The sequence below is a fragment of the Endozoicomonas sp. Mp262 genome, assembly GCF_025643335.1.
Classification (GTDB): domain Bacteria; phylum Pseudomonadota; class Gammaproteobacteria; order Pseudomonadales; family Endozoicomonadaceae; genus Endonucleibacter.
The window spans coordinates 4656187-4677396 of record NZ_CP092489.1 but is presented as its reverse complement, the minus strand read 5'-3'; the positions used below and the strand labels follow the sequence as shown (position 1 = coordinate 4677396).

Annotated in this window: 15 protein-coding genes; 7 read left to right on the top strand and 8 right to left on the bottom strand. The window is 47.7% G+C overall.

All coding sequences use genetic code 11. The features are described from left to right. Positions 1 to 24 precede the first annotated feature (24 nt). Positions 25 to 1341, top strand: a complete 1317-nt coding sequence (locus MJ595_RS20765; RefSeq protein ID WP_263080020.1) for a HAMP domain-containing histidine kinase — start codon at positions 25 to 27, stop codon at positions 1339 to 1341. 227 nt (positions 1342 to 1568) lie between these two features. Here MJ595_RS20765 and MJ595_RS20760 read toward each other — a convergent pair whose 3' ends face one another. After that, complete coding sequence (locus MJ595_RS20760; protein ID WP_263080018.1) at positions 1569 to 2027, bottom strand: DUF2780 domain-containing protein; 459 nt, start codon at positions 2025 to 2027, stop codon at positions 1569 to 1571. Positions 2028 to 2244: 217 nt separating this feature from the next. Here MJ595_RS20760 and MJ595_RS20755 point away from each other — a divergent pair, with 217 nt between their 5' ends. The 5 genes from MJ595_RS20755 to pepN all read left to right on the top strand — a co-directional run bounded on the left by MJ595_RS20755 (position 2245) and on the right by pepN (position 7923). Beyond that, positions 2245 to 3129: an NAD(+) kinase gene (locus tag MJ595_RS20755; RefSeq protein WP_263080017.1), complete on the top strand. Its 885-nt coding sequence runs from the start codon at positions 2245 to 2247 to the stop codon at positions 3127 to 3129. Next, positions 3126 to 4052, top strand: a complete 927-nt coding sequence (locus tag MJ595_RS20750; protein WP_263080016.1) for a rhomboid family intramembrane serine protease — start codon at positions 3126 to 3128, stop codon at positions 4050 to 4052. The genes MJ595_RS20755 and MJ595_RS20750 overlap by 4 nt, the downstream gene beginning before the upstream one ends. 12 nt (positions 4053 to 4064) lie before the next feature. Beyond that, complete coding sequence (locus MJ595_RS20745) at positions 4065 to 4331, top strand: YeaC family protein (protein ID WP_263080015.1); 267 nt, start codon at positions 4065 to 4067, stop codon at positions 4329 to 4331. 54 nt (positions 4332 to 4385) lie between these two features. Beyond that, positions 4386 to 5183 carry a DUF2797 domain-containing protein gene (locus MJ595_RS20740; protein WP_263322557.1) on the top strand — a complete coding sequence of 266 codons (798 nt, stop codon included), beginning with the start codon at positions 4386 to 4388 and terminating at the stop codon, positions 5181 to 5183. A 109-nt stretch (positions 5184 to 5292) separates the two neighbouring features. Continuing rightward, positions 5293 to 7923 carry an aminopeptidase N gene (gene pepN / locus MJ595_RS20735; protein ID WP_263080014.1) on the top strand — a complete coding sequence of 877 codons (2631 nt, stop codon included), beginning with the start codon at positions 5293 to 5295 and terminating at the stop codon, positions 7921 to 7923. A 211-nt stretch (positions 7924 to 8134) separates the two neighbouring features. On the opposite strand, the gene MJ595_RS20730 is transcribed toward pepN, so the two are convergent. The 7 genes from MJ595_RS20730 to MJ595_RS20700 form a co-directional block, all read right to left on the bottom strand. Continuing rightward, a complete protein-coding gene (locus tag MJ595_RS20730) occupies positions 8135 to 8515 on the bottom strand; it encodes a hypothetical protein (RefSeq protein ID WP_263080013.1) in 381 nt (126 codons plus the stop codon). A gap of 359 nt (positions 8516 to 8874) precedes the next feature. Further along, entirely contained in the window at positions 8875 to 10623 is a 1749-nt protein-coding gene (locus tag MJ595_RS20725) for a BatD family protein (protein ID WP_263080011.1), read from the bottom strand. Positions 10624 to 10633: 10 nt separating this feature from the next. After that, positions 10634 to 12565, bottom strand: a complete 1932-nt coding sequence (locus MJ595_RS20720) for a VWA domain-containing protein (RefSeq protein ID WP_263080010.1) — start codon at positions 12563 to 12565, stop codon at positions 10634 to 10636. Beyond that, positions 12562 to 13593, bottom strand: coding sequence for a VWA domain-containing protein (locus tag MJ595_RS20715; RefSeq protein WP_263080009.1), 1032 nt, complete (start codon positions 13591 to 13593; stop codon positions 12562 to 12564). Before MJ595_RS20715 ends, MJ595_RS20720 begins: the two co-directional genes overlap by 4 nt. Further along, a complete protein-coding gene (locus MJ595_RS20710) occupies positions 13586 to 14062 on the bottom strand; it encodes a DUF4381 domain-containing protein (RefSeq protein WP_263080007.1) in 477 nt (158 codons plus the stop codon). Before MJ595_RS20710 ends, MJ595_RS20715 begins: the two co-directional genes overlap by 8 nt. Beyond that, positions 14040 to 15002 (bottom strand): DUF58 domain-containing protein, encoded by a 963-nt coding sequence (locus MJ595_RS20705; RefSeq protein WP_263080006.1) that lies wholly within the window; start codon positions 15000 to 15002, stop codon positions 14040 to 14042. Before MJ595_RS20705 ends, MJ595_RS20710 begins: the two co-directional genes overlap by 23 nt. Positions 15003 to 15024: 22 nt before the next feature. Further along, the gene (locus tag MJ595_RS20700; protein ID WP_263080005.1) at positions 15025 to 15987 is read right to left on the bottom strand and encodes a MoxR family ATPase; all 963 of its coding nucleotides are present in this window, start codon (positions 15985 to 15987) and stop codon (positions 15025 to 15027) included. Between the two features lie 343 nt (positions 15988 to 16330). Between MJ595_RS20700 and MJ595_RS20695 the strand changes: the two genes are divergently transcribed. Beyond that, positions 16331 to 21154 carry an NAD-glutamate dehydrogenase gene (locus MJ595_RS20695; protein WP_263080004.1) on the top strand — a complete coding sequence of 1608 codons (4824 nt, stop codon included), beginning with the start codon at positions 16331 to 16333 and terminating at the stop codon, positions 21152 to 21154. The last annotated feature ends 56 nt before the right edge of the window (positions 21155 to 21210 follow it).

Genomic DNA, 21210 nt, shown 5'->3' with positions numbered 1-21210 from the left:
GGGGTTATGGGGATATTCAGTCCTTTGAAGTCATCATCACTGCTTCGCTATACGCTTATGCATACAGCAGTGATGACGTTGTTGTGTTTGCTTATCATCGGAATCGTCAGTAAATACAGCATTGGATATTACCGTCAGCATAAGGATTTATTTATCTTTCAAACCTTGGCGACGTTGAAGTCATTCTCAGAGACTGAAAGTCGATTTGAGTTTATCGATAATCTGAAAAGAATAGCCGGTGATAATAGAAACTCACTGGTGGTGCTTAAAAACCGTCAGGGCTATTTTGGTAATCTGAACTACCTTCCTGCCAGCATTCCCGAAACACCATTAATAGGTGATTTTTTAGTATGGGACGACTCAGCAGGCGTGGAAGAGCGCCTGCAAAATGTAAGGGGTAGTCGTATCGCCACTCGTTGGGGGGATGTTCTGGTGGGGTATAACGCCCCAGACTTTAACCTGTTTGCCAGTCGCTTTCAGCTTGCCCTGTATTCTTCCATGTTGCTGGCATTATTAGCCGCATCACTCGTCAGCTTTCTGTTTGCGAGGAAATTACTCAACCGTTTGGCCCATGTGAACCGCATTACCTCAGAAGTCAGGAAGGGCAAGTTAAGTGCAAGGGTTCCGGTGGGTACAAAAAATGATGAATTTGATGAGCTGGCTAACAGCATTAATAGCATGCTGGATCAAATTGAAAGTGGCATGGAAGGCATTGCCAGTGTAACGGATAATATTGCCCACGATTTACGTACGCCATTATCCAGGCTGCGTATCCGAATGGATGGTCATATTGCCAAGGGTTCTGCTGGAGTGGAAGAATTGCTGGTATTACGGGGTGAAGTTGACCGGATACTGACCACCTTTAATGCAATGCTGGAACTGAGCCGCCTGGAGCAGGGAGCCAGGAGGGTTGCTTTTGGCCCCTGCAACATCAGCGGGTTGTGTGAAGAGGTCATTGAGCTTGCTATACCCCTGGCTGAATGCAATGACCAGCAGCTGCAGCTTGAGCTAAAAGGAACCTTTATTTTAGAGGGGAATCGTGAGCTGTTGTTTCGAGCCCTTTATAACCTTGTAGAAAATGCCATCAAGTATTCTCCTGATGGTGGAACCATTCAAATGGTGGTGTATTCAAACAAAGTCTGTATCCATGATCAGGGACCAGGTATACCGGTTGACGAACAGGAAAAAGTCTTTCGTCGTTTGTATCGGCTTGATAGAAGTCGTAAGGAAGACGGGTTTGGCCTTGGGCTTTCATTGGTTCGGGCGGTAGCACATATGCACGGCCTGACTGTAACGCTTGAAAATAAAGACGGTTTTAGCGTATGCCTTTGTGCTCCCTAGCAGCCTGTCGGACTTAGCTCTGACCTACTGCGAAAAAGCCGGATTTGGCCATTTTTTATGCTGATTCTCGTTAAATAGAACCACTATTCGCCTCGAATCAGCATAAAAAATGGCTCAAACCGGTCTTTTTCTCGCTACGATCGGCTAAGTCCGACAGGCTGCTAGAGGCTATTTAGAAATAGCCTCTTAAGTTTCTGTTCATATGAACAGGTGCAGAATCACTGCGTTTAAAAGCTGTTAATTAAAGAGCCGGCAGAACCGGATAAAGCTGTAGACAGTGCTGATTGAAGCAGGTCTGAGGGGGTGCTGTCATCTCCTTTGCCAAGGTATTGAACCATTACAGATATAAAGCTGGAAATCATCGAGCTGTTGAGTCCCAGGGATTCAAATTGTTTTTTTATATGGTTATAGCCATCTATTAACTTGCTGCTACCACCGCTGGAAGCTAAATTTCCACCCATTGTGGGTGTGGTTCCCAGTAGACTACCGGCATCAGGTATGGCGGTAACAATTTTCGAAAAATCGGCCTTGGAAAGCGTGTTTTCTGCTACATCCAGTAAGGCTCCGGCTCCTCCTTCTGCCTGTTTTGTCGTCACCCCCAACGACTGAACCAGTGAGCTGGTAAGGCTGTTCTCATCGATTCTGATTTTCTGCTCAGGAGATGATGGTGTTGACTTCCATGGCACGTTTCCACATCCCTGAAGTAATACCATAAGAAGTAGTATTATAACGCAGGCAATTAATCGTTTAGGATAAATCATAGTCGGTAGACTTTATTGACAATGCACCTAAAAAGTAGACGTACTGCTTTAAGTTTGCCATCTTCAGTGCATAACTTGCCTTCCATTCCAAGGTGATTGCTTATAGTCTGTGACCCCAAAGTGAATAACAAGTGTATCTTTTATGGAACAGTTTAAATGTATAGGAGTGACCGGTCGCCAGGGGCGTGCGGAAGCGTCGGATACCTTGACGCGCCTGTTACAGTTTCTTGGTGACCGAAAGCTTTCTGTATTCCTGGATGAGCGAATTGACAACCTGCTTCCGGGGCATGGCCTGCCTGTTTGTCAGCGTACTGAAATGGGAGAGCGGTGTGACCTTGTTATTGTTGTTGGAGGTGATGGTAGCCTGTTAGGGGCTGCCAGAGACCTGGTTCATTATAATGTACCGGTAATTGGCGTTAATCGCGGCCGGTTGGGTTTTTTAACCGATATTTGCCCCAGTGAACTGGAAACCCAGCTATCAGAGGTACTTGAAGGACAGTATCTGGAAGAAAGCCGGTTTTTGATGGAAGCCCAGGTCAAGCGTGACGGGACATTGATCGGCGAGGGAAGTGCCTTGAATGATGTGGTGTTGCACCCGGGGAAGTCCACCCGGATTATTGAGTTTGAACTCTATATCGATGGTCAGTTTGTCTATAAACAGCGCTCGGATGGATTAATTATTTCTACCCCCACAGGTTCTACCGCTTACGCCTTATCCGGTGGTGGCCCTATTATGCACCCCACCCTTGATGCCATTGTGCTGGTTCCCATGTTTCCCCATATGCTGACGAACCGCCCCCTGGTTGTTGATGGCAATAGTGAACTTAAGTTGGTTATCAGTACGAATAATGACATCTACCCTCAGGTTAGCTGTGATGGCCAGATTCATATAGGGGGAGCCCCTGGAGACCAGATTATTATTCGGAAGAAGCCGGAAAAACTAAGAGCGATCCATCCGTTAAACCATAATTTTTATGAGGCCTGTCGTTCCAAGTTGCGTTGGAACTATCAGGAATATAGCCGGTGAGCCATCCAGATGATAAGCGGCAAGAGTGTCGGGCTCTGGAGGTTCCGCCCGGGGTTGACTTGAGTCCATTGTCTTTTTTTCTTTATCGTCAGGGAATTCCTCACAAGATAACCGAGGAAGTGGGCGTGCAGGTCATTTGGGTTTTAAGTGCCACACTGGTTGATCCCGTCAGGCAGGTGTATCAGGACTGGCAATCGGGTCTGTTGAAGTTAACTCCTGCCCCTGAACGAAAGGGGGTAGGAATAAAGGCCATGACAAAAAATATTCCATGGTCCAGGTACCCCCTGACACTGTTGTTATTGGTTATTTCTGTACTGGTTGCCGTTATTTCTGACTTTGGCCAGAACGGGGCAGTGGTTGCAGCACTTAATTTTGTACCCTTGCAATTCCTGCCAACCGACCAGGGAACAACGGTCTACTTATCCAGTCTGGCGTTCACCCTGAAGCAGGGAGAGTATTGGCGCTTAATAACCCCGGTTTTGCTCCACTTTTCAGTACTGCACCTGGTGTTTAATATGATGTGGTTATTTGACCTGGGGCGAAGGATTGAAGCCAGGTTTGGCGGGTTGCATTTGTTATTGCTGGTTATTACATCAGGTTTGGTTTCTAATTTTGCCCAATATATCTTTGGCGGTGATATCGTGATCTTTGGAGGATTTTCCGGGGTGATATACGGATTGCTGGGCTACTGTATGATCCGTGAGAAAGTCGATAAGTCTTGCCACTTTGATATTTTGCCTGCGATTTATGGGTTTATGCTGATCTTTTTAGTGGTTGGATATACCGGAGCACTGGACTTTATGCTGGGTAGTAGCATAGCTAACGCCGCCCATACCGGAGGCTTGTTGTCCGGAGCATTTATCGGAGGGCTTGCTGGAATATTAGTTAAAACAGGCAAAAAAAACGCTGAAAAGCAGGAATAATAACGAATGGACATGAGTGAATTTGTCAGTCAGGTAACCCCCGGGTTGTACCGGCAGTTAAAAGAATCCCTGGAGTTAGGTAAATGGCCCAATGGACTGGATTTGACCGCAGAACAGAAAGAGGTGGTTCTGCTGGCTATGTTAGTATACGAACGTCAACACCTGCCTGAATCCCGGCGTACAGGTTATATGCCTGTGCAGTGCCGGCAGGGAAAAGATGAAACCACTGTTGACACAGGTTCTGATAGCCCCGAAAGTATCATCCGATTTAAACCGTAAGGAGTGGCAGTGGATTTAACCGGGAAAGAAGGGCTTTCTGGCTCATTAAGTAAAATGCCAGTGGCACTTCAGGATAAGGTAAGTTATACCCTGGCTGTAGGCAATCAGCAGTTGCCTTTAAACGGGTTATTAGGCCGGAAACTCTCTTTGGAGTATCTGGGAGAAATTCATTGTAGTCATTGCGGACGGAAAACCAGAAAGAGTTTCAGTCAGGGGTATTGTTACCCCTGCTTTCGCAAATTGCCCCAATGTGACAGCTGTATAGTCAGTCCGGAAAAGTGTCACTACCATCTAGGAACCTGTCGTGACCCGGCCTGGGGTGAGCAGTTTTGCATGGCTGACCATATCGTTTATCTTGCCAATTCTTCCGGACTCAAGGTGGGTATCACCCGGGCCAGCCAGGTTCCCACCCGCTGGATTGACCAGGGGGCAACCCAGGCACTGCCTTTTATTCGGGTATCTACACGACAGCAGTCTGGTTTGTTGGAGCAGCTCTTTAAGGAGTTTGTGAATGACCGGACCAACTGGAGAGCTATGTTAAAAGGCCCTGCTAAACCGGTTGATCTGGTTGAGGCAGCTTCTGAATTATTAGCCATGAATAGAAGCCGCATTGATGCTATCCAGAAAGAGTTTGGTCTTCAGGCTATTCAACCCCTTGAAAATTTGGATGCAATCACTATTGATTATCCTGTTGAATGCTATCCCACTAAGGTCACTTCTCTATCATTTGATAAAACACCTTTTATAGAAGGTGTTTTGCAAGGTATCAAGGGGCAGTATCTGCTGCTGGATACTGGTGTATTCAATGTGCGGAAACATACTGCCTATCAAGCCCGTGTCTGTGTTCATTAGGGGCATACAAGCCGGTCTAACCTGGTTGCGCGGAGGTTGTTGAATTCAGGATAAAACCTCAACAGCCTCCCAGCCCTATGGCCATTGATTGATAAAAAAGGTTTATAAAATGAAAGAATCGCAGCCCAAAGCTATTTTTCTGAAAGACTATCAGGCACCTGACTATTGGATTGACAAGACCAACCTGGTCTTTGATCTTCACGAAGATTATGCACTGGTCACTTCAACATTACACATACGTCAGAATGAACAGGGTGAGGGGCATCCCGATCTGGTTCTTAGTGGTGTTGATATGGAGTTAGTCAGTGTTGCCATTGACGGCAGAAAACTGGCGGAAGATGAGTTCAGGGAAGGCCAGTCCGAGCTGGTTATTCCTATAGACCGGGATCAATTTATTCTGGAGGTCAAGAACCGCATCAAGCCTCAGGAAAACACTTCCCTGGAGGGACTGTACAAGTCCAACGGAATGTTCTGTACCCAGTGTGAGGCAGAAGGTTTCAGGAAAATCACCTATTACCTGGACCGCCCGGATGTAATGTCTACTTTTTCCACACAAATTATTGCGGATAAAGCGCGTTATCCAGTGCTGCTGGCCAATGGTAATGATGTTGAGCGTGGGGAGCTGGATAATGGCCGGCACTGGGTAAAATGGGAAGATCCTTTCAAAAAGCCCAGCTATCTTTTTGCGTTGGTGGCTGGTGATCTGGAGTCTATTGAAGACCGGTATACCACCATGAGTGGCAGGGAAGTGACCCTGAGGATCTTTACCGAGTCCCATAATATCCATAAGTGTGATCATGCCATGGTATCCCTGAAAAAATCCATGAAGTGGGATGAAGAGGTCTATGGGCGTGAATACGATCTGGATATCTTTATGATCGTTGCTGTGGATCATTTCAATATGGGAGCCATGGAGAACAAGGGGTTGAATATTTTTAACTCCTCCTGCGTCCTGGCCAGCCCTGAGACAGCAACCGATGCCCGTTATCAGCGCATAGAAGCGATAGTGGCCCATGAGTATTTCCATAACTGGTCCGGTAACAGGGTGACTTGCCGTGACTGGTTCCAGTTAAGTTTAAAAGAAGGGTTCACGGTATTCAGGGACAGTGAGTTTTCCGCTGATATGAACTCCCGTGGGGTCAAGCGGATTGAAGACGTAGCCATGTTGAGAACGGCTCAGTTTGCAGAAGATGCGGGTCCTATGTCTCACCCTGTACGTCCTGAGTCGTATATAGAGATTTCCAATTTCTATACCGTAACGGTCTACGAAAAAGGGGCGGAAGTGGTTCGGATGATCCATAGCCTGTTAGGAGAGAAGGATTTCCGTAAAGGTTCTGACCTTTACTTCAAGCGCCATGATGGTCAGGCGGTAACCTGTGAAGACTTTGTTAAGGCAATGGAAGATGCCAGCGGTAAAGACCTCAGTCAGTTCAGGTTGTGGTACAGCCAGTCAGGAACACCGGTTCTGCATGTTTCTGATGCCTATGATAAAGCCTCTGGCACCTACAGCCTGACAATAGAGCAAAGCTGCCCTGCAACCCCCGGTCAGGAGAACAAAGCGCCTTTCCATATCCCCGTCAAGCTGGCACTTCTTGATAACTCCGGTAAAGCACTGTCCCTGAATGAGCATGGGGATGTTGAGCAGGTTCTGGATGTTAAACAGGCCAAAGAAACCTTCCTGTTTAATAATTTGCCTGAAAAGCCTTTGCCATCATTGTTGCGCGGTTTTTCTGCACCTGTTCGCCTGGAATACGCCTATAGCAAAGATGACCTGGTATTCCTGATGCAGCATGATTCTGACAGTTTTAACCGCTGGGATGCCTGTCAACGTCTGGCCATGGCAGAAATTAATCAGCTGGTAGCTGCTCTGGCAAGAGGAGAGTCAAAAGAGCCTGATCAGCAACTGATTGATGCGTTTGGTCATGTGTTGGCGGACTCCACCCTGGATATGGCCGTAAAAACTGAAATGCTGACGCTGCCTTTTGAAGCCGCTATTGCTGAACAATCAGAGAGTATTCAGCCCGGGTTGATTCATAAGGCGCGGAAGCAGGTTAAGCAGGCAATTGCCGCAGCCCATCAGTCCCAATTCCATCAGCTTTGGAAAGAGCTGTCACAGGAAAAACCTTACCGTCCAGAGGCCAGGGATATTGCTGAACGAACCCTGAAAAATATTTGTCTGGGTTATATGGTAGCTCTAAACCACAAGGAAATGATGGATCTTGCCAAAGAGCAATATGATCGTTCTGGCAATATGACTGATCGTTTTGCCGCGTTGTCTTATGTGGTGAATGCGGAGTATCAGGATAAACCTTCTATAGATGCATTGCTCAGCGATTTCCTTAATCGCTATCAGGATGATGCCAATGTGATGGATCAGTGGTTTAGCGTTCAGGCGGGGAGTCCCCAGATGGGAACCCTGTCTCATGTGCAATCCCTGATGGAACATAAGCTGTTTGATGCCACCAGTCCTAACAAGCTAAGAGCCCTGGTGGGAGCCTTTGCCCAGAATATGGCCGGGTTCCATGATTCAGAAGGCGAAGGTTATCAATTCCTGGCTGATCTTGTGATTGAATATGATTGTAAAAACCCGCAACTGGCCTCCCGTCTGTTACAACCGTTGACTCGCTGGAAAAAATACGAGCCTCAAAGCAGGGAGCTGATGAAGAAAGCGCTGGAATCTATCAGCAAAGTGCCTGAGTTATCCACGGATGTTTTTGAGGTGGTAAATAAGAGTCTGTAATTTGATGCAGTAACGTTAACTCGTTTCGAGGCTCCAGAGGGTTTCGCAAAAGTTTTTTTTGAACCACGAAGGACACGAAGAATGTTAAGAAAAGTCTTGGTTTACTTAGTCTCCTTCGTGGTTCAAAAAAAAACAGGGCATTGCGCTGAGGGCTTCGCTACACCCCCTCCAGTCTGGGAATGCAGATTTTCTCTTGGTGGTAAGTACAGTGTTAGGTCTCAGTGAGTTGTGCATCAATCTCTAAGTCATATAAACCATCTGCATCTTTCCAAGTCCCACAAAATATTATTGTTTTTCCGTCAAAATCTTCCAACTCACCTTCTATTTTTGATGAACGATCATCAGTTCCTGAGTCACTATCAGAATCAGAAAATTTACTATTTTCTTTCCAAGGGGTAGGGTAGCTCCAAATACCTTCGGAGATTTGAAGGTTTCCTGTGGTATTAAGATAGAATCTTAATTGAGCTTGTTCACCAAATTTATCATAACCAATAGCGACTATATTAATTCTACCTCCAAGATGAACAATTTTTTTTATTTCAAAAGCGAATTCCTCATCACGATCTTCACGATTTGTTAAATATACCTTCATAAATAAAACTCCGAATCATTTACTTCACCTAACAACAGCAGTCAGTGGGACAGCGAAGCAGCCCCTGCTGCTTGGGGATAGCTTGAAACATCCGTATGTATTCCCAGGGGGGAGAGGGTGTCGCGAAACCATGAAATAGACTCAATAGCGTCATCCTGTACAGGGATTGTACAGGAACCATCTGCCATGGAAGGCAGTCTAACCGCACGTATCATGCGAGCTGAGAGATTCACCTCCCTGTGATATGAATCCCGTACAATCCTTGTACGGGATGACGACGGAGAAAATTCAGACTTTTGCGACTCCTTCTGGAGTCTGGGAACGAGGAAGTTATGCATCAATCTCTAAATGGATGCGGTTTACTGAGGATAAAGCTCTACCGTTTCTTCATGAATTTTTTTTCTGCTGCGGTTCTTTCTCATCTTCTGACAAAGAGCAAGCAGCTCCTCCGCTTCTGCTTCGGCCGTTTTGCCAGAATAGATGGCTGAATCTATTTGGTGGCACACTGTTTTAAGTGTTTCCGAGTCAAACCGTTGTACACATTGCTGGACTGTTGCCAGCTCGGGAGCATTGAGGTATACCCTGCTCCACTGTTTAAAGCTCTCCAGTATCATGCCCGGCTTTTCATGGTTATGGCAGGTGTTTTCAAACTGCTGGAATAGTGACTTCTCATCTGTTTTATCAACGACGACTGTTGTTTTTCCAGTGGCTTTATTCGTTGTTTGTAAGGGTGATTTTCTGGATTTCTTCCAGAACAGCCAGCCTCCTAACCCTGTTATCAGCCAAAGCAATCCCATCGCCAGGGCAAGCCATTTCCAGTAGCTTTCCTGTTGAGGGGGTACCTCCTCCTCTGCTACGGGAGTCGTCTGTTCTGTTGTTGTTTCAACCGGTGCCGCAGCCTTGAAGGGCTGAACCAGCTCATAATTTTCCGCAGGTTGAACTTGAATGGTTCTACCGGGGATTTCTGTGGTTCTGACAATCTTTCTCTGGGTGTCAAACCAGGTGACTTTAATGGCAGGCAAGGTCATAGGCCCTGCCTGGGTTGGTACTATGGCAATGGCTGAAACCCGCTTGCCAATAATGCCCTCTGCTGTGGGTATATCTTCTGTGGAGGACTGGTCCGGATAGCTGTTGGCTCCCGATGGGCTTGGAAGGTTAAGGGGGGGCAACTGGGCTGCATTCAATCCGTCGGCCTGCATGGTAATGGTGCGGGTAACCGCATCACCCACTTTGATGGAATCCAGCGATTGGCTCCAGGATTCAGTGAGGGTTAGCTTTTTGGTGGGCAGCCAATCATGGCCAGGATAGTCATCGGGTTGCTCCTGTACGGACAGCAAGATTTCCGGGGATCGGGCCACAATGGGTTTGCCTCCCATTGAAAACATCCCGCTGAAGGGTGCCCTTCTATCGGCCATAGTGCCGGTAAAGGTCATGGCAGGGATCATCAGGCTACCGGTTTTCTGGGGGTAGATGGCAAACTTGAGTTCAAAAATACCGTAGCGAGTGCCATCGATAACCGATTCGTATTTTTTTGTATCACCTAATTGCTGGACAATGGCATCTTCAATTTCCAGGGGTGATAAGCGGCTATCGTCATATAAATTGACCCGATGGAAGATCTTAAGGGTCAGTACCACCTCCTGCTGAATATAAACCTGCTCGGTATCCAGTTCTGCCCTCATAAAAACAGGGCTGACATTACTGGTCGTTCCTGGCTGATTAAGGGTGCCGCTGACGGTAATGGTTACCGGGGAGGATTGCTCTGAGCCCAGTGATATAGCAGGAATAGTGAGCGATCCTGTTCTTTTGGGTGCCAGGGTAATGATCCAGTCTCTCCAGGATTCACTGCGGCCATTGATAATCCGCACCTGTCGGCTTTGGCGGGTTCCGAGAACATCGAAGTCTTTCTCCAGCTTGCTCAGGTCGGGAGCACTGGCACTATCCGTGTCAGATCTGAGATTCAGTTCAAAGGTTTCGTGAGAACCAATAACGGAATGATCCACTGAGGCACTGAAGGTTGCAAATGATGGTTGTGAAAAGACGACCAGCATATACAGCAGGGTGACTAAGAACGTGCGATAAAGCGCTGTATTCTGAATGATCTCCATGCCAGTTTCTTTATTCCTCTCTTTGCTCTTGTTCACGCTGTTGCATAAATTTACGTCTTAACAGGCCACCCGGGTCGTCAGGAATGGTCCGGAGCCAGCTTTCCAGCGCCTGTTCATCAGGTGTTATGGGGCTGTTATCTGCTTCCGCAGGTGACTGGTTGGCTTTGGCTTGCTCACCTTCGGTCTGCTGGTCTTCATCTTCCCCTGATGATTCAGGTGTGGACTGTTGCTCTTCCGGCTTCGGGGGGGAGTCCTGTGGCTGGTCCTGGTTATTTTGGTCTTTGGCAGATTCAGGCTCTTGCTGATTTTGTGGTGAGTTCTGTGGATTCTGCCCTTCCTGCTGGTTTGATGGGTTAGAGTTATCCTGTTGCTGGTCTTGCTGGTCTTGCTGGTCTTGCTGGTCTTGCTGGTCTTGCTGGTCTTGCTGGTCTTGCTGGTCTTGCTGGTCAGATGGATCCTGTGATTGCTGTTGATCCTGTTGCTGGTTCTTGTCTTTTTGCTGATCTTTATTTTTTTGCGGGTCTTTATTATTTTTCTGGTTCTCCTGCTCCTTCAGCAACTTCTCAACCAGGGCTTTATTAAACGTGATATCTTCTTTCAGGGCAGGGTATCTTGTTTGCTCTTCCGGACTGGAAGAGAGCTTTTCCTGTGCCTGCCGGTAAGTGGCAACCGCCTGTTTCAGCTCTCCGGCCCTGGCCTGGGCATTGGCTTTGTTATAGAGCTGGCTCGCGACCTCTGATGTGCCAAAGAGTGTCGCCGCTTCTTTATATTTTTTTGCCTGGTACAGGGCTTCAGCTTTCCACTGTTGATCCTGAAATAGCTCAGCAGCCTCTTCCGGGTTACCTTTCTCAAGGGCTTCTGCTCCCTGCTGGTTCTGGTTTTTCCATAGGGATGGCCACTCCAGTGCCATGGCATTGGGCGAGGGTTGGTACAGTACAGCGATTAAAAACAGGGTCACCCATCCCCGGCGGAATGCGCCTAAAGCTAAAGGTAGCAGTAGCAATACCAGCCAGAAGCCCGCATCGTGCCATTGATCAAATTGTCGCTCAACCTGAATAGCCTCATCGCTTCTGGATGTTTTCGGAAGTACTTGTTGGAGGTCTGCATCTGTCAGGGTGAAATCATGATAGACGCCCCGGTTTTTTCTGGTGAGGTTCACCAGATTGTCACGTTCCAGCTGAGGGATAACAATTTTACCCTGCTCATTTTTCAGGAATCCTCCTCTGGGCAGTGAGATGGGAGCCCCTTGCTCGGAGCCAATACCGATGATGGACAGTTTATTGGGTGAGCTTTTCAGCATGGACTCGATTTTATGGGTTCCGGAGTCACTGATCTGACTGGTGATAAGCAGTATCGTTCCGGGTTTACCAAGACTTTGCTGAAGGAGGTTTATGGCCATTTCAACGCCGGTAGCCGGGTTATTGCCCTGGGATGGCATAATATCAGGGCTAAGGGCCTTAACCAGGTTGGCCAGGGTACGACTGTCATCGGTCAATGGTGCAACCGTATGTGCTGAGCCTGCATAAACAACCAGTCCTGTCAGGCCTTCCTTTCTGTTTTCGAAAAGATCCAGTAATTTATATCTCAGCCGGGTGAGCCGGTTGGGCTTAAGGTCTGTTGCCAGCATGTTATATGACATATCCACCACTACAACCAGTGGTTCCTGGCTTTTGTTGACCGGAATAGGGATTTTTTCCCAGGTGGGGCCAGCCAGTCCTAGGCAGGCAATGAACCAGCCGATAATCAGAAGGGAGTAGGGGAATTTACCGGATTTCTGCTCTTTTCCCTGAAGCAGGTGGGGTAGGAGATGGGGAGCAATCACCTGCTTCCAGCTGCTTTGTTGAAGCTTTCGTTGCCATAACATCACCGCCATGATCAGGCAGGGAATCAGCATAATAAGCCACAGGGGGCGTAGAAAGTGAAAACTGTCTAACAGCATCATACCTGCCCCCGCTTATTAAAAGGCCTGAAGCCGGACCACAATGAACTTAATGCCATCAATAAACTGATGATAAGTGCGGAGGCCAGAGGCCAGGGATAGAGAGCCTTACTGGGGCGAAACACCTCTTCCTCCTGGTCAACAGGTTCAAGTTGGTCAAGCAATTGATAAATTTTATCCAGTTCCTCGGTATTACGGGCTCTGAAATATTGGCCACCCGTTAGTTCGGCAATTTCTGTAAGGGTTTTCTCATCAAGATCTGCGGATGGATTGACTTTTCTGGCACCAATGGATGAGCCAAACAGTCCCGGCTGGATCATTTCATCCGCTCCCATGCCAATGGCATAAATCTTGATTTGCTTTTCCTGGGCAAGTTTGGCGGCTTGAATGGGACTGATTTGACCGGCGGTATTGGCACCATCAGTTAACAAAATCAGTACCCGGCTTTCTTCCGGCCGATTACGAAGGTGCTTGACGGACAGGCCCAGGGCATCACCTATGGCTGTCTTGTTGCCGGCGATACCAATATTTGATTCGTCCATCAAGGTCTTGACGGTTTTCAGGTCAAAGGTCAGCGGTGCCTGCAAATACGCCTGAGAGCCAAATAAAATGAGGCCTATACGATCCCCGCGACGTCGCTGAATGAAGTCTGTCAGAACATGTTTTGTTGCCGTTAAACGATCTACAGCCTGGTTATTCAGCTCCATATCTCTTATTTCCATGCTGCCAGACAGATCTACCGCCAGCATCAAGTCACGGCCGGAACCTTTCAGTTGTACGGGATCACCCAGCCACTTTGGCTGGCTGGCAGCCAATAGTAATAACAGCCAGATAAGTCCTAACAGCCAGATGGTATATGTATTGCTGCTTTTTATCTCAACAGTGCTGGTATAGGTGTTACTGACCAGTTCCCGGTAAAAGGGAACTTTTAATGCGCGTTCGTTTGCCTGGGCAGCCGGTGGAATTAACTTGTAAATTATCAGGGGTAATGGGGCTGCCAGTAGTATCCAGGGCCATTCCAGTTCAAGCATGGTGTTTTTTGATCCAGCTCTTTGTCAGGGTATGGAGCAGTTCCACATCGGGTTCCTGGTCCGGTTTAAATCGTTCTGCACCCAGGGCTGCTGCCGCTGTTTGTTTAAACAGGCCATTTCCTGAAGACTCGTATAAAAAGTCCAGCCAGGGCTGTCCGTTTAGTTGAGCGGTTTTTTGTCGGGGAAACGCTTGCAGGGCGACGGCCTTCAACAAGCGATTGCAGTCATGGGCAAACTGTCTTTTTTGTTGGTGATTAAGGTAGCTTTGATAAATGGCCTGTACTTTCCTGAGACCGTGTCTGCGATAACGGTTTTTACGGTAATGCCTAACCAGGAAGGTAGCGGCTACGGCGATGCCGGTTATCAGGAGTATTGCAATAAGCCACCAACCCATGGCAGGAGGCCAATAGCTCACAGGTTCCGGCAACAGGTTGGGGCGCAGCTGGTCAAGAAGAGAGGTTTGATCCATGCGACCCTCCGGTGTTTCTATGCGGTTTTCTGGCAGATAGCATAAAAAGAAGCTGTTCGGCCGTGTTTTCACTGGTACAGAGACTCAGGTGAGGTATCCTGAGTTCACGCAGGGTGTTCCGGAGCTTTTCAACCTGTTCCTGCTGCTGGTTTCGGAATCGCTGTCGTTGTGCGTGTTTTCGGGTATCAATGGCATACCGGTGCACACCGTTTGTGATCACATAGTTTCCGGGTTTCGGCAGTTCTCTCTCCAGCGGGTCTGAAACATGCAGCGCCATGATTTCACAGTGGCGTTTTAACTGGGATAGCAAGCGGGTTGCATCACTATCCATATTTTTGAAATCACTGACAATAAACAGTTGAGTGCCGGGATGGGCCACCCGTTTGGCATGGCGCAGAGCTTTGGCCATATAACCTTCGGGAGGAGAGGCTGGCATGGCGTCGAGGGTTAGTCGCTTATTGATTTTTTCAGCCTGTTTCAAAAAATGCATCAGGGTCTGTTTGGAGGACTTGGGACGTATATTGTAGACTTCCTGTTCGTTAAACAGGATGCCTCCCACCCGATCCTTGTTAAATAGTGTGGCCCAGCCAACCATTGATGCGGCTTCACAGGCGGTTACCGACTTGAAGTTCAGCTGGCTGCCAAAAAAGAGTGAGTGACTCTGGTCAAGCAGAATAAGCACAGGCCTTTCCCGCTCTTCCCTGAAGATTTTTGTATGTGGCTTGGACCGGCGTGCGGTTACGCGCCAGTCAATAGAGCGAATATCGTCGCCTGGTTGATAGGCCCTGACTTCTTCAAAATCAATCCCCCGACCCTTGAATGGAGACAGGATGCCACCGGACAACAGGCTTTTTGAGGCTGCCTTGTTGAATAACTGGAGACTTCGTGCCTTAAAGCGCAGGCGAACCAGATCGTCCAAGTCACAGTATATGCTGCTCATCCATCAAACTCTCTTTTGAATTTCAGGCTACGGGCACAACTTTGAGGAGCATATCAATCACCTGGTCGGTATCCTTACCTTCAGATTCGGCTTCAAAAGACAGTAGCAACCGGTGCCTGAGCACATCATGGGCCACCGCCTGAACGTCATCCGGATTGACATAATCTCGCCCTTCGAGCCAGGCATGGGCTCTGGCACATCGATCCAGTGCAATGGTTCCCCTGGGACTGGCACCGTAGTCTAACCAGCTGGCCAGCTTTGAGTGATAAGGCTCAGGATTACGGGTGGCATTGATGAGTTGGACAATATACTCCTCTACCACCGGTTCCATATGAATAGCCAGTACTTGCTGCCTGGATTCAAGAATACTGGCTTGCTTGATCAGTTCTTCCAGCTTCGGAGGCATTTGTTTCATTGCCTCTCCCCGTGCCAGCCTCAGGATTTTTTTCTCGGCGCTAACGGATGGGTAGCCCACTTTTACATGCATCAGGAAACGATCCAACTGAGCCTCTGGCAGTGGGTAGGTTCCTTCCTGCTCAATGGGGTTTTGAGTGGCCATCACCATAAAGACCCGAGGCAGTGGGTAGGTCTTTCTGCCCACACTGACCTGACGTTCTGCCATGGCTTCCAGTAATGCTGACTGAACCTTTGCCGGAGCCCGGTTGATTTCATCTGCCAGCAGCAGGTTATGGAAAATGGGTCCGGGCTGAAAACGAAAGCTGCTGTCTTCCGGAATATAGATATCGGTACCGGTTACGTCAGCAGGGAGCAGGTCCGGAGTAAACTGAATCCGGTGGAAATTGGCATCCAGGCCATCAGCCATGGCTTTTATGGCCCGGGTTTTGGCCAGTCCCGGAGCACCTTCTACCAGAAGGTGCCCGTCCGCCAGCAGGGCGATTAAAAGGCGGTTAACGAGGTGTTCCTGACCAATAATACAGGCGGAGAGGTACTCTCTAAGCTGGCTCAGCGTATTGCTATAAGACATAAAAAGTAATCATCAGCGTCAATTTGCATCCTGCCCGGTTTGAGTTATTTTCAGAAGCTCTGATCTCTCTCCGGAAACCCAAAGGCCTGATTTCATGGCCGTAAAGAGCACGCATTCGGCTGCTCAGGAATAGAAAAATAGTCGAACCTTACAGAAGCCTGCAACCCTGAACCTGCTCTTTACCGATTACTGACATTTTATTAAGGGAAAAGTGCACTATTCCCTACCGTCAATAAAACGGCGATCCTGAGAAAACCATGTACTGCACAGGTTAATATAGGTTTATAGAGTCTCATGGTCTACCTTGAAAATAGAAGGGATGTTTTTTCATGGAGACACAAGGATGGGCCACCTGGATACACAGGAACGTCAAGAAGCCCTTGACAAGTTACTGCAAGAGTTGAGTGAACATAGTAAGCCAGAACAATTTGAATATCTCAAGAACTTTGTTTACCGATTTTATTCAATGGATACCCGCCAGGACTTGCTGGGTGGGGATCGACGTGGACTGGTGAGTTCCACGCTGTCATTCTGGAAGTTCATGCAGCAGCATAACCCGGCACAGCCGAAAATCGAGGTGTTCAATCCGAACCACTCTCACCACGGCTGGCATTCGACTCACACAGTGATTCGAATTGTTCATCGGGATATGCCGTTTCTGGTGGATTCTGTCCGAATGAAACTCAATGAATTCGGAACCGAAACGCATCTGGTGAGAAATGGCTCCCTGGCCTGTTTGAGGGATGCAGATCATAATCTTGCCTTTGAGCAGGGAAAGGGGGTTACTGCTGGCCGGGATGCATTTATTTATCTGGAGGTGGATCGGCTCGAAAATGAGGAAAAATTGGTGCAACTGCGCGAGCAGTTAGCTGGCGTTCTTGCAGATGTTGTCCGGGTGGTGGATGACCACCAGGTGATGAGGAAAAAAGTCACTGATTTGATCGCCAGTACAGAAACGGCTAAAGAAAATGAAATCAAGGATTTTCTTGAGTGGCTATTGGCAGATAATTTTACCTTCCTTGGATTTGAAGAATTAAAGGTCATTGAGAAAAGTAATAAGAAACAGATTGTCAGATCCCCTGATAGTTTACTGGGTCTATTGAGGCCCATGCACCAGGGTAATCTGGGACAACTTCAACTTGAGCCTTATATCGAAAAAGACTTTTTTAAACACCATGAAAAATTATCATTTTCGAAAGCTGCCGTTCGTTCCAGTGTGCATAGACCGGCTTATCCGGATTTTATCTCTATCAGGCAGTTTGATGAAAATGGTCAGGTCATTTCTGAAAGCAGGTTGGTGGGACTCTGCACCTCGCCGGTTTACAGGCAAAGCCCTGTCACTATCCCCTATATCCGAAAAAAGGTTGATGCGATTATTGCCCGTGCTGGACTGGAGTCATCAAGTCATCATGGCAAAGAGCTGAGCCAGATTCTTGAAATATTTCCCCGGGATGAACTGTTTCAAACATCACTGGATGAGCTTTATGAAACCGTAACCGCTATTTTGCGCATTCAGGAAAGAAAGCAAGTTAAGGTTTTTGTAAGACAGGATGCATATGGACCATTTTGTTCTGTATTGGTGTTTGTTCCCAGGGATATCTATAGCACTGAGTTCAGAACCCGCATTGAAAAAATCCTGTGTGAGAGACTGCAAGCCGTAGACTCGGAATTTACCACTTATTTTTCCGAATCGGTTTTAGCCCGGGTGCATTTTATCCTTAAGCTTCGTGGCCGGGTAGAATTTAACAGAAATAGCATCAACGAAGAAATTACCCTTGCGGCATTGACCTGGGAAGATGATTTTGCAGATTGCATCCTGGAATCTTATGGCGAGGCTGATGGTAATAAATTGGTTTCCACTTACAGAGAAGGGTTTAGTGCGGGTTACCGCGAGGTTTTCTCGCCACAGTCGGCAGTAGAAGATGTCAGGCATTTTGAGGAAATTAACCCGGCAATGCCCCTTTCAATGGGTTTTTATCAGGCCATTGATGATGAACAGGGGCTGATTCATTTCAAACTGTATCATTATGTTGAACCATTGCCCTTGGCGGATCAGATTCCCATTATTGAAAATCTGGGGCTTAGGGTACTTGGAGAATACCCCTATGTCATTCGGAAAAGTGATGGGCAGGTTATCTGGATACATGATTTCCAGTTAAGCCTTGGGGAAAACAGCAACGTCGATATTCAGAAAATAGCACCGGTTTTCAGGCAGGCTTTTGAGCAAATCTGGTTAGGCCAGGCTGAAAATGATCGATTTAACCGGTTGGTACTGGCGGCAGGAATGAGCTGGCGCAAGGTAACCATGCTAAGGGCCTGCGCCCGTTATCTGAAGCAAATTCGGGTGGGCTTCAGTCAAAGTTATATAGCTGAAACGCTCTGTAATAATATTGCCATTACCCAAATGTTGGCAGAATTATTTGATGTTCGCTTTAATCCAGCCCTGGAGTTATCAAAAACACAACGTTTGGCAAAGCAGCAGCATATTCAGAAATCCATTCTTGAAGCATTGGATGATGTCACTGTCCTTAGTGAAGATCATATTATACGGCGGATGCAGAGTGTTATTTGTGCCGTTTTAAGAACCAATTTTTATCAGGAAGATGAACAGGGCGAATCCAAATCGTATATTTCTCTTAAGTTGTCTCCCAGGGACATTGAGGGTATTCCAAAACCTACCCCTCTTTATGAAATTTTTGTGTATTCTCCCCGGGTCGAAGGTGTCCATCTTCGTGGTGGAAAAGTAGCACGGGGCGGACTGCGCTGGTCTGACCGGATTGAGGACTTTCGAACAGAGGTGCTGGGATTGGTGAAAGCCCAGCAGGTAAAAAATGCTCTTATTGTCCCTGTGGGAGCCAAGGGCGGGTTTGTACCAAAACAGCTGCCCTCCGGAGGTTCCAGAGAAGAGCTACAAGCGGAAGGGGTGGCCTGTTACCAAACCTTTATCAGGGCATTGCTGGATGTGACGGACAATCTGGTGGAGGGGCAGGTTATTCATCCCGGACAGGTTATACATTACGATGATGATGACTTCTATCTGGTGGTTGCGGCAGATAAGGGAACGGCGACTTTCTCTGATATTGCCAATCAAATAGCCCAGGAGTATGGCTTTTGGCTGGATGATGCCTTTGCCTCGGGTGGCAGTGCTGGCTATGACCACAAGAAAATGGGGATTACGGCTAAAGGAGCCTGGGTTTCGGTTCAGCGGCATTTCAGGGAGAAAGGTATTGATGTTCAATCCGATACTGTCTCTGTAGTGGGTGTTGGAGATATGGCGGGTGATGTTTTTGGTAACGGCACATTGCTGTCAGAAGCCATTGCGCTGGTTGCCGCATTTAATCACCTGCATATCTTTATTGATCCCAGTCCGGATCCGGCCAGTAGCTATCGTGAGCGTAAACGGTTGTTTGAACTGCCTCGTTCCAGCTGGGAAGATTACAACCAGTCTCTAATATCCCGGGGAGGCGGTATATTTTCACGTCATGCCAAGTCCATTCCCATTTCGCCTGAAATGAAAGAGCGGTTTGACATTAAACCCGGCCGATTAACGCCTAATGAGTTGATCAGGGCCTTATTACGGTCACCGGTTGACTTGATATGGAATGGCGGGATTGGCACTTATATTAAAGCAGTGAGTGAAACCCATGGGGATGTTGGTGATAAGGCCAACGACCCGTTACGCATCAATGCCTGTGAACTGCGAACCAAAGTGATTGGTGAAGGTGGCAATCTGGGCTTCACCCAACTGGGTAGAGTGGAATATGCCATGCAGGGCGGAGCAATGAATACTGATTTTATTGATAACTCTGCGGGTGTGGACTGCTCAGACCATGAGGTTAATATAAAAATATTACTGAACGAGGTGGTTGCCAAAGGAGATATGACGCTAAAACAGCGTAATATCTTATTGGAAGAAATGACGGATGAGGTTTCCCGGCTGGTATTAATTAATAACTACCGCCAGACACAAGCCATATCGTTAGCGGAGTCCGAAGTTCGCTATAAGATGGAAGAGTACCGTCGTTTTATGGAGTACCTTGAGGATCAGGGAAAGCTGGACCGGGCTATTGAGTTTTTGCCAGATAATGAGGGGTTGGCAGAAAGAGAGGAGGCAGGCCAGATGTTGACCCGGCCAGAGCTATCATTATTGATTTCATACAGTAAATCAGACCTGAAAGAAGCATTGATCCAGTCCGATATCATTAATGATGAATACCTGGTTCAGGAACTGAATACCACCTTCCCCAAAACGCTGGTTGATCGCTTTAGCCCTGAAATTATCAGTCATAGGCTGCGTAATGAAATTACAGCCACACAAATAGCCAACCGCTTGACTGATATGATGGGTATTACTTATGTGCATCGAATACGGCAAACAACGGGTGCCGGAGCAGCAGAAATAGCCAGGGCCTTTCTGGTAAGCCGGGATGTATTTTATATCGAGCGTTACTGGGAGCAGATTGAAGCACTGGATAATCAAGTACCCAGTGAACTTCAAACCCAGATGATGACTGCACTGATTAAGTTAGCCAGAAGAGCCAGTCGCTGGTTTATTCGAGTAAAACGCCAGGAACTGGTTCCTTCTGAATGTGTTTCACATTATAGCCCTCGTGTTCAGAGCTTTATTGTGTGTTTTTCTGATTATCTGGTGGATGCTGAGAAGCAGGCCCTGGATGAGAAAATAAAAGCAATGACTGAAAAGCAGGTGCCAGAGGATTTGGCCTTGTTGGTTGCAGGCCATCGCTATCTACTTAGTGCTTTGCCGGTAATACAGGCTTCTGACCAGACAGGTCAGCCACTGGAGAAGGTGGCAAGGACTTACTTTGCTGTAGGACAGCGACTGGAACTGGAGTGGTATAGCTCTGAGTTGGGAGCATTTGATACCAATAATCACTGGCAGTCCCTGGCCACAGACAGTGTTCGGGATGAAGTTAGCTGGCAACAGCGAGAGCTTACCATAGCCCTGCTAAGCAGGCCGGATACGGGTGAAAACCTGGAGAAGCAACTTGATCACTGGATGATGCAACATCACTCGCTGGTGGCTCGCTGGCAAAGTGTGTTAAGCGAAATCAGAGGTGCCAATCAATTAGACCTTGCCATGTTTACAGTGGCTAACCGTGAGTTGCTGGACTTGGTTCAGGCCACAGTTCATTCTTATCAAGGTTGAGCACTTGATAAAACCTCAGTCCGACACGCTGCTAGATGGTTGGGGTTTAGCATCAT

Excerpts from the sequence above, each read along its gene's own strand:
- MJ595_RS20755 (WP_263080017.1), top strand. The coding sequence starts at position 2,245 with ATGGAACAGTTTAAATGTATAGGAGTGACCGGTCGCCAGGGGCGTGCG.
- MJ595_RS20695 (WP_263080004.1), top strand. The coding sequence starts at position 16,331 with ATGGGCCACCTGGATACACAGGAACGTCAAGAAGCCCTTGACAAGTTA.
- MJ595_RS20745 (WP_263080015.1), top strand. The coding sequence starts at position 4,065 with ATGAGTGAATTTGTCAGTCAGGTAACCCCCGGGTTGTACCGGCAGTTA.
- MJ595_RS20740 (WP_263322557.1), top strand. The coding sequence starts at position 4,386 with ATGCCAGTGGCACTTCAGGATAAGGTAAGTTATACCCTGGCTGTAGGC.
- MJ595_RS20725 (WP_263080011.1), bottom strand. The coding sequence starts at position 10,623 with ATGGAGATCATTCAGAATACAGCGCTTTATCGCACGTTCTTAGTCACC.
- pepN (WP_263080014.1), top strand. The coding sequence starts at position 5,293 with ATGAAAGAATCGCAGCCCAAAGCTATTTTTCTGAAAGACTATCAGGCA.
- MJ595_RS20705 (WP_263080006.1), bottom strand. The coding sequence starts at position 15,002 with ATGAGCAGCATATACTGTGACTTGGACGATCTGGTTCGCCTGCGCTTT.
- MJ595_RS20730 (WP_263080013.1), bottom strand. The coding sequence starts at position 8,515 with ATGAAGGTATATTTAACAAATCGTGAAGATCGTGATGAGGAATTCGCT.
- MJ595_RS20710 (WP_263080007.1), bottom strand. The coding sequence starts at position 14,062 with ATGGATCAAACCTCTCTTCTTGACCAGCTGCGCCCCAACCTGTTGCCG.
- MJ595_RS20700 (WP_263080005.1), bottom strand. The coding sequence starts at position 15,987 with ATGTCTTATAGCAATACGCTGAGCCAGCTTAGAGAGTACCTCTCCGCC.
- MJ595_RS20715 (WP_263080009.1), bottom strand. The coding sequence starts at position 13,593 with ATGCTTGAACTGGAATGGCCCTGGATACTACTGGCAGCCCCATTACCC.
- MJ595_RS20720 (WP_263080010.1), bottom strand. The coding sequence starts at position 12,565 with ATGATGCTGTTAGACAGTTTTCACTTTCTACGCCCCCTGTGGCTTATT.